The following is a 12,950-nucleotide window of genomic DNA, read 5'->3' on the forward strand; positions in this document are numbered from 1 at the left end:
GGGTCCGGATATGCTGACGCTCAAAGATTTCCTTGCGAAAGAAGTAAGACCTGCACTGGGATGCACTGATCCGGGGGCGGTAGCACTGGCTGTGGCCAGGGCCTGCAAAGAACTCCCAGTCAGGGAGGAGGTGGCTTCCATAAGGGTAACAGTCAGCGGAAGCATCTACAAAAACGGAATGGCGGTCGGCATACCGGGAACGAGGGGTGCAAGGGGGAACGCAATGGCAGCCGCCATGGGCGCGATCTGCGGAGACCCGGACCTCGGCCTTGAAGTGCTCAGAAACAGCACTGCGAAGGATGTTGAGAAAGCCGAAAAGTGGGTCAAGGAAGAGAGAGTGACGATCTACTGCGATCCCGACAGAAGCGGTGTCTATGTGCTTGCCTCCATCTTTACGCCCGGACATAAATCTGTCTGTCTTGTAAGCGGGAATTACAACCATATAGAAAAAGTCATACTTGACGGCGTTACTGTAATGGAAGACTTATCAGACCCTTCCGCATCCTTGATAGGGTTTGAAGATGACGGTTTCCCGGGGATATTCACGGAGGCTCTCAAGCTGGCAGACGAGATGGATGAAGATGACAAAAAATTCCTTCTGTCAGGCATCAAGATGAACATGGCAGTGGCCGTGGGAGGTTACAAACCCAGCGAAGTCTGTTCGACCTGCGGGGAATGTGTGCAGGGAAGCCGCTTTGGCAGAACACTGAGGGAAATATATGGCAATGCAGAGTCTGAAGATATCGCACTGAAGATAAGGAGCGTAACCGCGGCTGCAGCTGATGCAAGGATGTCGGGGATACTCCTGCCTGTAATGAGCAGCGCCGGCAGCGGCAACCACGGGATCACAGCGATCCTTCCGATCGCAGTTCTGGGAAAACATCTTAACAGATCTGACGATGAGATAGCGAAGGCTCTTGCCGTCAGCCATATATCAACGAGCTTTGTCAAAAGGCGTCTTGGGCGGATGTCAGTCGTCTGCGGCTGCTCGGTCGCTGCCGGAGCAGGTTCTGCCGCGGGGATGACCTGCCTGATGGGCGGTACTGAGGTCCAGATGGCAGATGGGATGCAGCTGCTGCTTTCAAACCTTGCCGGCATGCTTTGTGACGGGGCAAAGGAGAGCTGCGCACTTAAGGTGAGCTCAGCATCGACCGAGGCATATTTTGCTGCCAGATGGGCGTTGGCCGGACAAAAACTGGGGATCCCGCAGGGAGTCTTCGGGGAGTCGCTCGAGCAGACCATCGAAAACGTTGCCCGGGTCACCCGTGAGGGAATGAAAAATGTGGACAGGGTAATAATTGAGATACTTGACCAGCGTCATCGCCCTTCAGCCGAGAACTTTTAGCAGATGGTACACAACGGACGCCGGTATCCCTCGGATGCAGAAGAAACAAAGGAACTAACCGGTCAGATAGAAAGAGTGACATACAATGACGCGGAGAGCGGCTATGCCGTTCTCCGCATTGCTGTGAAAGGTTATCCCGATCTGGTCACCGCAGTTGGAACGATAGCTTCCCCCGCTGTTGGTGAGGTCCTGAACATGCGAGGTGTATGGATCGAGCATCCAAAGTTTGGATCACAGTTCAAAATTATGGAATATAAGTCCTTCGCGCCCTCATCCGTCAAAGGAATGGAAAAATACCTGGGCTCGGGCCTTATTAAGGGAATAGGCCCTTCAATAGCGGAAAAGATAGTCTCTCTTTTCGGAGCGGATGCATTCGAGATACTTGATTCGCACCCTGAGAGGCTGATTGAGATAGAGGGGGTTGGTGAGAAGAAAGCCGCGGCCATACAAGAAGCCTGGCTGGAACAGAGAGAAGTGCGCGGGGTCATGCTTTTCCTTCAGAGCCACGGTATAGGGACAGGTTATGCGCTGAGGGTCTTCAGGCATTACGGAAGCGCCTCTGTACGGGTACTGGAGGAAAATCCCTACCGGCTGGCAATAGACATATTCGGGATCGGGTTCATGACTGCTGACAAGATCGCTTCAGGCATGGGCTTCAGCAGGGAGTCCCCGCTGCGCATCAGGGCCGGAGTGCTTCATGTCATGAACGAGCTGACCAGAGAAGGACATGTATTTGTCCCTGTAGAGGAACTTACCGCATCCGCTGCGGAGATCCTTTCCGTCTCTTCCGAAGTGGTCGAAAAAGGTATAGAGGATGCAAGGCTGAACCAGGAACTTATCATCGAATGGTATACTGACGCAGATAAAAAGGACGACTGCGCAGTCTATCTGCCCGCCTTTCATTATGCCGAAGTTCATTCTGCGAAGAATCTTTGTTCGATCCTGTCGTCACCCTTCAACGGGCAGTACGCCGATCCCGAGGTGGTCATACCATGGGTCCAGAGGGAATTGGGGATCAGCTTTGCCGGCCGGCAGACTGAAGCCCTGAAAACGGCTCTCAGTTCACAGGTCATGGTCATAACCGGCGGCCCGGGCACAGGGAAAACGACTCTGATCAAAGCTATTATGAAGATCAGGTCTGCCAGGGGTTTTAAAATCATGCTTGCCGCCCCGACGGGAAGGGCTGCCAAAAGAATGACCGAGGCTACTGGCCATGAGGCGAAGACTATCCACAGGATGCTTGAATACACAGGCAGCACGATGTCCGGCGGAGACTTCATGAGGAATGAGACGAATCCGCTGGACTGCGACCTTCTTGTAGTGGACGAAGCCTCGATGATCGACCAGGTCCTCTTTCACCATCTTCTTAAAGCTGTTCCCAAAGGATCATCCGTCATTTTTGTCGGGGACGTTGATCAGCTGCCATCAGTAGGCCCGGGCAATGTCCTGAAGGACATAATTGATTCGGGAGTCTGCCCTGTCGTCCATTTAAATGAGATCTACAGACAAAGCCGGGAGAGCATGATAATCGTCAACGCTCACAGGATCAACAGCGGTGAAATGCCCTTCCTTGATGAGAGGGGAGAGGTTTCCTCCCTGAGCGATTTCTATTTTATTGAGGAAAGCGACCCGGATAAGGCGCTGGAGATAATAAAAAGGCTGGTTACCCTGAGGATGCCACAGAAATTCGGGCTCGATCCCGTGAGGGACATACAGGTCCTCACCCCTATGCACAGGGGATCCGTGGGGACTGCAAGGCTGAATTTGGAGCTGAGAGAGGCCCTGAATACCTGTCAGGGGTCAAAAGTTTTGAGGATGGGCAGGACTCTCCAGGAAGGCGATAAGGTAATGCAGATACGCAACAACTACGAGAAGGACGTATATAACGGCGACATCGGCACGGTCGTCAGGATAGACGGGGAAGAGAGCAGGGTCATTGTCGAAATGGACAGCGGCCGTGTATCATACGATTTTTCGGAGCTGGACGAACTGACCCATGCATATGCCGTATCCATCCATAAATCACAGGGCTCGGAATACCCGGCCGTCGTGATCCCTATAATGACCCAGCACTACATGATGCTCCAGAGGAACCTGCTTTACACGGGCATCACAAGAGGCAAGAAGCTGGTCGTTGTCATTGGCACGAGAAAAGCTGTCGCGATAGCCGTAAAAAACGACAAGACGCGTAAAAGATATACCCGGCTTGCAGAGAGGCTGAAAAGCTGCTTTTAAGGGATGAGGTGCGTTCTCGGAGATGGGGTTGTGGAAACAGGACGAAAAGAAGATAACGGGCCGGCGGTGTCTGCCGGCCCGTTATCTTGCTGTAACATCGTCTGTTTATATATAGCGTGTTGATGAACGGTAAATATTTTCCCTATGGCCGTATTTTCCGTCCTTTTCCACCGCGGCCAGCCTTCTTTCCGTATAGCGGGCGAAGCGCACGAACGGAAGTCCCAGCAGGAGATAGATGACGGCTACGATTATGCCTGGGCCGAAGTAGTCATAATAAGTGGCCGATATCTGTCCGTATGCCTTTGTCAGGTCGACCATCGTTATGATCGATACCAAAGAGGAGTCCTTGAGCAAAGAGATAAAATCGTTCGTGATGGGTGGTATGACCACCCTTACCGCCTGCGGAAGGATGACCTCTCTCATGGCCTGCCATCTCGTCATACCCAGGGCAAGGGCCGATTCCCACTGTGTCCTTGGTATGGCAAAAAGCCCGGAACGGTAGATCTCGGCTTCATACGCAGCGTAGTTCAGTCCCAGTCCGATCGCTCCGGCCCAGAAGGGCGAGAACTTTACCCCGATGCTCGGAAGCCCGTAGAAGATGAAGAACAGCTGGATCAGAACGGGAGTCCCTCTGACCACTTCAATGTAGAGAGTGGCCACAGAGGCTATCCATTTGGGAGCAAAGACCCTTGTAATCGCCAGAGTAAGTCCAAGAGTGATCGCAAGTATCATTGCAGTGATGGAGACCTGCATCGTTACGATCGCGGCACGTCCAAAAGCGGGCAGCGCATCACTGTATCTTTCCAGGCGCTTGGCAAAAGTCAGCTGCGGCCTGTGTGCCTCAGCCCATTCGTTGTACCTTGAAGCCTCGATCTTAGACGGGCTGTAATCGTTGAACTCTGCTGCCATTTTGGGCGTCCATAAGTTCCATCTGTCGTATATCTCGCGGAGCTTGCCTGAATCGCGCAGCGCGACAAGGGCCTTGTTTACTTCTGTCAGGAGTTCCTTGTCTTCCATACGAACGGCTATGGCATACTCAAGTTCTCCGACCTCGGGTCCTACAAACTTTATCTCCGGGTTGAAACCTGCTGAATAGAGAGCTATGGGATGATCGAAAAATGCGGCGTCCAGCCTGCCGTTGGCGAGATCTTCGTAAGTGTTCGCCTCGACGTTGTATGTCCTTATGTCGATTTCGCCGACCTCTTCAAGCAGTTCCTGAGCGAAGCTTTCCTTGAGAGTCCCGACCTTCTTGCCCCTGCAGTCCTCAAGGGTCTTTATTGAGTTGTCTTCCTTGCGAACTGCAAGCTGAAGGAAAGTTTTGTAATAGGGGATCGAGAAGTTGACTACCTCTTTGTGCTCAGGCGTCACTTCAAGTCCGTTTATCGATATGTCGTAAAGCTTCCTGTTAAGTCCGGGGATCAGATTTTCCCAGGCGTTGTTCACATAGACCGGTTTTCTTCCCATCTGCTCAGCAAGGGCTTCAACGATGTCCACCTCAAAACCCATCAGTTCATCCGTGTTTTTGGGGTTTGGGAACATGTAGGGAAAGCCGCCCTCGGAATCCCCGCCCCATGTCAGTTCCTTCTTGTCCTCTGCCAATACAGGGGACGATGAAGAGAGCATGAGCATAAAGAGCACAAGCAGCAGTATCAGTTTTTTCATCTTATGCTACCCCCGTATTTACGAAGTGGCGCAGGAAAGCCTTTGTCCGTTCGCTCTTAGGGGAAGTGAAAAGTATATCCCCATCGTCGTACTCAACTATCTCGCCGTTGTCCATGAATATTATGTAGTCAGAGGCATCCCGTGCAAACTTCATTTCATGTGTGACTATGATCTGAGTCATACCCTCGGAGTCGAGGTCCTTCATAACCTGGAGGACTTCTCCGACCAGCTCGGGATCCAGTGCGGATGTAGGTTCATCATAGAGCATTACCCTGGGGTTCATCGCAAGCGCCCTGGCAATAGCAGCTCTCTGGCTCTGGCCTCCGGAGAGTGTAGATGGATATTTTGAAGCGAAACCCTTGAGTCCGACCTTGTCAAGGAGGTTTATTGCCAGTTCATGGGCTTCATCCTTAGGCTGTTTTTTGACGACCATTGGAGCGAGCATTATATTTTCAATGATCGTCTTGTGCGGGAATAGGTTGTAACTCTGGAAGACCATGCCGACTTCGCTTCGTATCTCGTGGGCGATGTCGAGCATTTTTTCATCGGGGACCTGCCCCGGGCTGCGCGAGATGGTCACGCCGGCAATGGATATGGAACCTGAGTCAAGCAGTTCAAGGCAGTTCAGGCAACGCAGGAATGTCGACTTGCCGCATCCCGACGGACCGATGATGGATGCCAGGTCGCCCTCGCGTATGGTGAAGCTGACATTCTTCAGCACCTCACCGTCTTCAAAGCCCTTACAGAGGTTTTCTACTACAATGAGCGGTTTATTGTTTATATTCACAATTCATACCCCCTTAAAGAATAGTGTTGACACTTTCTTTTAGGGGTCATATTCGAAGTTGTTTTCCATATATGGGGGAGGCAGTGGAAATTGCTGCTGCGCTGCTGAGTGCGGACATATTATTTGCACAGGTCTTGATAAGAAGTCTGCTGAAAGCATTTATGTGTCTGACACACCAGACACCAGTGTTTATTTTCAATTTTTGTCTCACGTCCCTTCCGTGTAATGACATTTGGAAACATGTGCTCAGTTTAAATGTTTTTGTTCATAAACGCAATGATCTGCATCAGAAAGTTTTGTTGAAAACTTTTCTGTTTTACAAGACCTCTTTTACAAAAACTGCTTTATTCTTCGTAACCAAGCTCGTTCCTTGTCTTTTCGATATCTTCCCTGGTTTCCTTTATCCATCTTTCTAAAGTTTCGGTTTTGATCTTTTTTGATTTCGGGTCGTTAAGCAGGGTGTCCAGTTTTTTCTCCTGGATCCTCAGCCATTCGATCTTTGCCTCTCTGTGAAGGATATCAGATACGAGGCTTCCCCTCTCACCGTCATCCTCTTTTACAAATGCGCGGCTCACAGACGTATTCATCTCCTTTTATAAATTGCCCGGGATCAGTCCCGGGGCATGCCCCTGGTACCGTTAAATCGTTTCCTTATAAAATTTTCTGGTCTCGTCCCTGTCCAGTATCACTAGCTTCATTTTAGGGGTCACATCTTTTGTCAGCTCTTCAATATCTCTGTTTCTCAGCCTTATGCAGCCGTGCGTGGTCCATTTGCCTATTGAAGAAGGGTTGTTTGTGCCGTGTATCGCGATCTGCCAGTTGTTGTAGAAAGATATCAGCTTTGATCCATAGACGCCTGCCTCGGGCTCTCCCGGCTCATTGAACCACGCAGGGTCGTAGACAAGCTTTGTCGCATCCTGGACCACCCTGTACACAGTGAATGTCCCAGTAGGCGTTATAAGGTCAAAACGGGATTTTTTCTCCGTGCCCCTGCCCTTGCCGATAGCGATCTGCCACGTCTTGAGCGGGTCCTGTCCTTTATAAAGAGTCAGCCGGAGCTGCTCTTTGTTTATTCCGATCCATTTTTCCCCTTCCCGCGGCTGCCATTTCGGGGCGGCAAGGCTTTCGCCAGCATACATTATAAGTAATGAAAACATCGTGATAATTATGAGGGTCTTCTTCATAAAAACACTCCCAAGCAAAAGATGCGAGGTCAATTATAACAAACATTGAGAAATTTGCTACTTGTAAGGTTTGCGTAAAATGAAGTATCATAACAGTTTGAACAGTTTGAAAAACAAAAATTTTTATCAGGAGGCGGCTGTTGTGGACATTATCAGGGCACCGCGCGGAACAAGAGACATACTCGGCGATGAATCGTGGAAATGGGCATATGTGACAGGCATTTGCCGCGATGTGGCGGATGATTACGGTTACAAGGAAGTCCATCTTCCCATATTTGAACATACAGAACTCTTCTGCAGGGGCGTAGGGGAGACGACGGATGTAGTTGAAAAAGAGATGTACACTTTCGAGGACAAGGGCGGGAGGAGCATAACGCTCAGGCCCGAGCTCACGGCATCAATGGTACGTTCATACCTTGAGAATGAAATGTACAAGGGAACGCAGCCTGCAAAGCTCTGGTCGATAGGCCCGATGTTCCGTTACGAAAGACCGCAGAAGGGGCGCTACAGACAGTTCGTGCAGCTTGATATTGAAGCGCTGGGAGCGCAGGATGCCTATGTTGACCTTGAGGTGATAGACTTTTCGATGGAACTCTATCGCCGCCTTGGCCTTTCCAACCTTCAGGTGGTACTCAACTCAGTCGGCTGTCCGAAGTGCCGGCCTGTTTACAGGAAAGCGCTCCAGGAGTTCCTGAAGGGCAGATTCGACGATCTTTGCGACACATGCAAGAGCCGTTACGACAGGAACCCTCTCAGGATCCTGGACTGCAAAAGCCCGATATGCAAAGAGATAACTGAGAATGCTCCCGCAGTGATGGAGCACCTTTGCGGTGAATGCAAAGAACATTTTGAACAGCTGAAGAACGGCCTTGACCGTATCGGAGCTGTTGTGAAAATAGACAACAGGCTGGTAAGAGGGCTCGATTACTATACCAAAACGGCATATGAGATCCTTTCCGGAGACCTAGGCTCACAGAACGCCGTATGCGGAGGAGGAAGGTACGACAATCTCTCAGAGGCGATCGGCGGGCCTCATGTTCCGGGAGTAGGATTTGCATCCGGTATAGAAAGAGTCGTACTGACAATGGAAGCACAGGGCTGCAGCTTCGGGAAAGAGCCTGCCAACAAGGTCTATGTTGTTGCTGCCGAACCCGAGGTCAGGATGGAGATCATGAATCTTGTCCGCACGCTCAGGCAAAACCGCATCTCTGCGGACATGGACTACATGGGACGAAGCATGAAGAGTCAGATGAAAGCTGCCGGCAACACTGCCAAGTTTGCCTGTATCATCGGACGAGAGGAGCTCGACAAAAAGCTTATCACACTGAAGGATCTCAAAGAGGGAACTCAGGAAGAACTCAGCCTTGAGACGATGATCAATAAGCTCAGATGAAATAAAAGAGACTGGACCCCTTTTTTACCGAGAAGGGGTCTCTGCTTCTGAAATTATTTTGCGCCACGACATTTTTCAGACCATTTTTGAAAGAGGGAAAACTTATGGAAAGATATTATGACTCATCCTGGCAGAGGACCATGTTCTGCGGGCAGGCGAGGCTGGAAGATTCAGGCAGAGGGGTCATCCTTAACGGATGGCTGCGCTGCCGCCGTGACCTTGGCGGTATCATTTTTATAGAACTTTGGGACAAGACCGGAGTCACACAGGTCGTCTTTAACCCGGAACTCAACGCGGAGGCCCACAAGAGGGCATCTTCACTGAGAAACGAATATGTCCTTGCAGTTAAGGGAACAGTCCGAAAACGCCCCGAAGGCACAGAAAACCCTGAGCTGGCGACAGGTTCGGTAGAACTTCTGGTGGATGATTTCATAATATTGGCACCTTCAAAACTTATACCGTTCGAAATGGACAACGCAGACTCAGTGAACGAAGACCTCCGGCTCAAATACCGCTACCTTGACCTGAGGCGCGAGACCATGCAGAAAAACCTGATGACCAGGCACAGGGTCACCAGATACACCCGAAACTACTTCGGGGACAACGGGTTCATGGAGATAGAGACTCCAATGCTTACAAAGTCCACCCCTGAAGGGGCGAGGGACTATCTGGTGCCCAGCCGTGTCAACCCCGGAAAATTTTACGCTCTGCCGCAGTCTCCGCAGCTTTTCAAGCAGCTGCTTATGGTAAGCGGCTGCGACAGGTACATGCAGATAGTCAAGTGCTTCAGGGATGAGGACCTGAGGGCCGACAGACAGCCCGAATTCACGCAGATCGACGTTGAGATGAGCTTCATAACGGAAGAAGACATCATTAAGATGACGGAAAACTACCTTGCCGGCCTCTTCCTCGAGATACTCGGCGAGAAAGTTGAAACTCCCTTTCCCAGGCTGACATGGAAAGAGGCCATGGATCTCTACGGCAGCGACAAGCCCGACATGAGGATCCCGATGCAGATGACGGATCTTGCCGAAGTCTTCGCCGGAGGTGAAAATCCATTCTCAGCGCTGGTCGAAAAAGGCGGCACGATAAAAGGACTGAGACTTCCCGGAGGGGCTGCGCTCTCACGCAAGGAGCTATCAGATCTTGAAAACAGGGCAAAAGCGCTCGGAGCAAAGGGAATGGCGAACTTCCAGATCAAAGAGGGCGAACTGAAGGGCCCGCTTGTCAAGTTCCTTGATGAAGATCGGATATCAATGCTCAGGTCGCTTTCGGAGATCGATGACGGGGACGCGCTTTTCATAATGGCAGACGAGAAATGGCGCAAAGCCTGTGAAATACTGGGGCAGATCCGTCTTGAGCTTGGCAGGGAGAGAGGAATGGCTGAAGGGTCTTTCAGGTTCCTCTGGGTAACTGAATTCCCGCTTCTTGAATGGGATGAAGAGACCGGAAGATATACGGCAGTCCATCATCCCTTTACTGCTCCCATGAACGAAGATGTAGAATTCCTCCTCGCCGAGCCCGGCAAGGTGCGCTCCCGCGCATATGACGTAGTCCTCAACGGGAACGAGATCGGCGGAGGCTCAATAAGGATACATGACCCCGAGATGCAGGCGAAGGCGTTCCAGGCTCTTAATTTCACACCTGAAGCGGCAAAGGAGCGTTTCGGATTCCTTCTCGAAGGCCTCAGCTTCGGAACACCTCCACACGGAGGCATCGCCCTGGGTCTTGACAGGCTTGTGATGCTTATATGCGGGTGCAGGTCTATAAGGGACGTGATGGCTTTCCCGAAGAACCAGAAGGCGCAGTGTCCGATGACAGATGCTCCCAACTTTGTAGATGAAAAGCAGCTTGACGAGCTTGCCATAAAAACCGTAGATCCGATGTTGCTTTAAGCGGTCAGATAACTTATCAGATCAGTTAGGCTCCCGGACGCATAGTCCCGGGGGCCTTTTCTTTTTGTGCCTGAGGGAGGGCGCCTGTTCTTATAAGGTATAATTTATCATCTCCACCGTCTTTCCCGCATTATTTTGGTGTAACTGCCAGCTGATTCGCGCAACTCGTAACTCGTTGGCTCTCTGGCCGTGAGCGGGAAACCAGCACCTTAAAGATTTTAAACTCTCAGATCACCGCTCACGAATATGCAGAAAAGATATAAAAAGAAGATCAAAGTTCAATATTAAAAACAGGTGGGAAAGTTCAGGTATAATTTAACAAGATAAAATAATAATACTGGAGGGATGACATATGGCAAAGGTCCGTTTTTTGGGACACAGTTCCTTTTACATTGAAGGAGAGGGTCTGAAGGCCCTGATAGACCCCTTCCTTGAAGGCAACCCCTCAGCGGCTGCCAAACCCGAAGAGTTCAGCGGCATCAACGCGATATTCCTCACCCACGGCCATGGCGACCACATGGGCAGCACCATTGAGATCGCGAAAAAAAATGATGCGGTCGTATTTACCTGCAACGAAATGGCAGGGTACCTTTCCTCGAAGGGTATAAAGACCGAGGGCATGCATATCGGGGGAAGGGCCGTCTTCCCGTTTGGAAAGGTAAAACTGACCCCGGCATGGCACGGATGTCCCATCGTGGAGGGTAAAGAAGTCAGGTACGGCGGAGTTGCCTGCGGTTTTGTAATAGAGGTGGATGGCAAGAAAATTTATCATTCGGGCGATACCGGCCTGACAATGGAAATGTCGCTGCTTGAGGATGAAAATATCGACGTGGCGCTTTTGCCAATAGGCGGTTACTACACGATGGACGTCGAAGATGCGGCAAGAGCGGTAAGGATGATAAAGCCGAGGGTAGCGATACCGATGCACTATAATACCTTTCCCAGGATCGAAGCTGATCCGGAAGAATTTGCAGGCCTTGTGGGCGAGATGTTCACCGCAGTAAAGATACTGGCTCCCGGAGAAGAATACGAGTTCTAAATATATATACAGACTGTTCTGCCTCTTCTGGCGAACTTGCATTAATCTTTTGTTGGGATACAATTAGATGAGGACCAAAATATAAGTATTCCGGCCGGGAGGAGATTCCTATGGATGTAAATAGCAAGTCGTACCAGGAACTGTTGAAGAAAAGGCCCCTTAATGTTCAGTCTCGCTTTGGCAGTGAGGCAATGGGTCTTGTGAGTGGGAGAGATATCGTTGCGGCAGCTAAGGAAGTCGATTCTATCGTGCTGGCGGCAAACGCCAGGCACCCACTTGTGATCAAGGCTGTTCTGCAGGCTGCAAAGAAGAAAAATGCAGCTGTTTTGATCGAACTTGCCAAGTCTGAGTCCACTTACTGCGGATCGAATTACGACAACATCCCTGACTACGCGCTTAAGTACTCGTCAGAGATGGGGCACGGAGCCGTATTCGGCCTTCACGTCGACCACTACGCCATCAAGGGGCATGAAGATGTTCTCAAGGGAGTCGCGCATCTTTCAAAGATCCTTGTCAACGGATTTACCTCAGTTGCGATAGACGCATCCCACCTTGACGACTATGACAACTTTGTCGCAACCAGATCGATCGCCGGATGGCTCCCGTCAGAACTCGGACTTGAAGTAGAAGTTGGCGAGATCAAAGGTCCCGGTGAACTTTCGACAGTAGAAGAGGCAAAGTATTTTATCGGAGGGCTTAACGCCTGGGGCATATTCCCGGACTACCTTGCGATTTCAAACGGAAGCCTCCACGGAACATACGACCCGACCGTCGGCCAGATGGAAGGTATAGACCTGACCAGGACGAAAGAGATAGCCGACGTGATCGCCCCATACGGAGTTACGATCGCGCAGCACGGAATTTCCGGAACGCCTCTCGACAAGGTCTCCACCTTCAGAAAGTACGGCATCAGGAAAGGCAATGTTGCAACCCTCTTCCAGAACGTCTACTTCGGGATCAAAATGGACCCCGAGACCGGCAACGCCATAACCGAGGGCGGTACCTACACGAAAGAGGCCGACAGAGGCATCTCAGCAGAACTCTGGAACGAAATAGTCACGGCTGGCGACAGCAAGGGCATGAGCAGGAAGAGCGGCGACTACAAAAAGCTCAACCTTCCCTTCTGTGACAGGATACTTGCAGAGCCGCAGCCGGTAATCGACAGGATCGTCGATGAAATGCAGTACTGGGCTGAGAGGTTCATAGTTGCATTTGGTGCCGAGGGAAGCGCGGATGCAGTAGCCGAGGTGATGTCACGCCGTCCGGACCAGAATGCGTCGCCTGACAGGAAAGTCCTTGGATGCAGGTCGGACTTCACGGCAAGGAACGCTCCCGGAAAAGGTGCCAACGACGGAAACAATTACGACGACTAAATTTTAAATTGAGTTAATAAATTGTTTGGCGGCAGAG

At 51.0% G+C, this 12,950-nt stretch carries 10 protein-coding genes; 6 read left to right on the forward strand and 4 right to left on the reverse strand.

Annotation, left to right across the window (positions count from 1 at the left end; all coding sequences use genetic code 11):
- Window positions 1-10: 10 nt before the first annotated feature.
- Window positions 11-1,345, forward strand: coding sequence for an L-serine ammonia-lyase, iron-sulfur-dependent, subunit alpha (locus OLM33_01870; protein ID MCW1712424.1), 1,335 nt, complete (start codon window positions 11-13; stop codon window positions 1,343-1,345).
- A gap of 3 nt (window positions 1,346-1,348) precedes the next feature.
- The gene (locus tag OLM33_01875) at window positions 1,349-3,580 is read left to right on the forward strand and encodes an ATP-dependent RecD-like DNA helicase (GenBank protein ID MCW1712425.1); all 2,232 of its coding nucleotides are present in this window, start codon (window positions 1,349-1,351) and stop codon (window positions 3,578-3,580) included.
- A 105-nt stretch (window positions 3,581-3,685) separates the two neighbouring features.
- Here the strand turns inward: OLM33_01875 and OLM33_01880 are convergent, their stop codons facing one another.
- The 4 genes from OLM33_01880 to OLM33_01895 all read right to left on the reverse strand — a co-directional run bounded on the left by OLM33_01880 (window position 3,686) and on the right by OLM33_01895 (window position 7,213).
- Entirely contained in the window at window positions 3,686-5,242 is a 1,557-nt protein-coding gene (locus OLM33_01880) for an ABC transporter substrate-binding protein/permease (protein ID MCW1712426.1), read from the reverse strand.
- 1 nt (window position 5,243) lies between these two features.
- Window positions 5,244-6,023 carry an amino acid ABC transporter ATP-binding protein gene (locus OLM33_01885; protein ID MCW1712427.1) on the reverse strand — a complete coding sequence of 260 codons (780 nt, stop codon included), beginning with the start codon at window positions 6,021-6,023 and terminating at the stop codon, window positions 5,244-5,246.
- Between the two features lie 350 nt (window positions 6,024-6,373).
- Window positions 6,374-6,604 (reverse strand): hypothetical protein, encoded by a 231-nt coding sequence (locus OLM33_01890; GenBank protein ID MCW1712428.1) that lies wholly within the window; start codon window positions 6,602-6,604, stop codon window positions 6,374-6,376.
- A gap of 63 nt (window positions 6,605-6,667) precedes the next feature.
- Window positions 6,668-7,213, reverse strand: coding sequence for a L,D-transpeptidase (locus OLM33_01895; GenBank protein MCW1712429.1), 546 nt, complete (start codon window positions 7,211-7,213; stop codon window positions 6,668-6,670).
- Between the two features lie 142 nt (window positions 7,214-7,355).
- Here OLM33_01895 and hisS point away from each other — a divergent pair, with 142 nt between their 5' ends.
- The 4 genes from hisS to OLM33_01915 all read left to right on the forward strand — a co-directional run bounded on the left by hisS (window position 7,356) and on the right by OLM33_01915 (window position 12,913).
- A complete protein-coding gene (gene hisS, locus OLM33_01900) occupies window positions 7,356-8,606 on the forward strand; it encodes a histidine--tRNA ligase (protein MCW1712430.1) in 1,251 nt (416 codons plus the stop codon).
- 104 nt (window positions 8,607-8,710) lie between these two features.
- Window positions 8,711-10,501 carry an aspartate--tRNA ligase gene (gene aspS, locus OLM33_01905; protein ID MCW1712431.1) on the forward strand — a complete coding sequence of 597 codons (1,791 nt, stop codon included), beginning with the start codon at window positions 8,711-8,713 and terminating at the stop codon, window positions 10,499-10,501.
- 352 nt (window positions 10,502-10,853) lie between these two features.
- On the forward strand, window positions 10,854-11,540 hold the full coding sequence (locus OLM33_01910) for a metal-dependent hydrolase (GenBank protein ID MCW1712432.1): 687 nt from the start codon (window positions 10,854-10,856) through the stop codon (window positions 11,538-11,540).
- Window positions 11,541-11,650: 110 nt separating this feature from the next.
- On the forward strand, window positions 11,651-12,913 hold the full coding sequence (locus OLM33_01915) for a class II fructose-bisphosphate aldolase (GenBank protein MCW1712433.1): 1,263 nt from the start codon (window positions 11,651-11,653) through the stop codon (window positions 12,911-12,913).
- The last annotated feature ends 37 nt before the right edge of the window (window positions 12,914-12,950 follow it).

This window comes from Synergistaceae bacterium DZ-S4 (genome assembly GCA_025943965.1).
GTDB lineage: Bacteria > Synergistota > Synergistia > Synergistales > Synergistaceae > Caenicola > Caenicola nitritireducens.

Coding starts and splice junctions, on each gene's coding strand:
- aspS (MCW1712431.1), top strand. CDS start 8,711: ATGGAAAGATATTATGACTCATCCTGGCAGAGGACCATGTTCTGCGGG.
- OLM33_01875 (MCW1712425.1), top strand. CDS start 1,349: ATGGTACACAACGGACGCCGGTATCCCTCGGATGCAGAAGAAACAAAG.
- OLM33_01910 (MCW1712432.1), top strand. CDS start 10,854: ATGGCAAAGGTCCGTTTTTTGGGACACAGTTCCTTTTACATTGAAGGA.
- OLM33_01880 (MCW1712426.1), bottom strand. CDS start 5,242: ATGAAAAAACTGATACTGCTGCTTGTGCTCTTTATGCTCATGCTCTCT.
- OLM33_01915 (MCW1712433.1), top strand. CDS start 11,651: ATGGATGTAAATAGCAAGTCGTACCAGGAACTGTTGAAGAAAAGGCCC.
- OLM33_01870 (MCW1712424.1), top strand. CDS start 11: ATGCTGACGCTCAAAGATTTCCTTGCGAAAGAAGTAAGACCTGCACTG.
- OLM33_01895 (MCW1712429.1), bottom strand. CDS start 7,213: ATGAAGAAGACCCTCATAATTATCACGATGTTTTCATTACTTATAATG.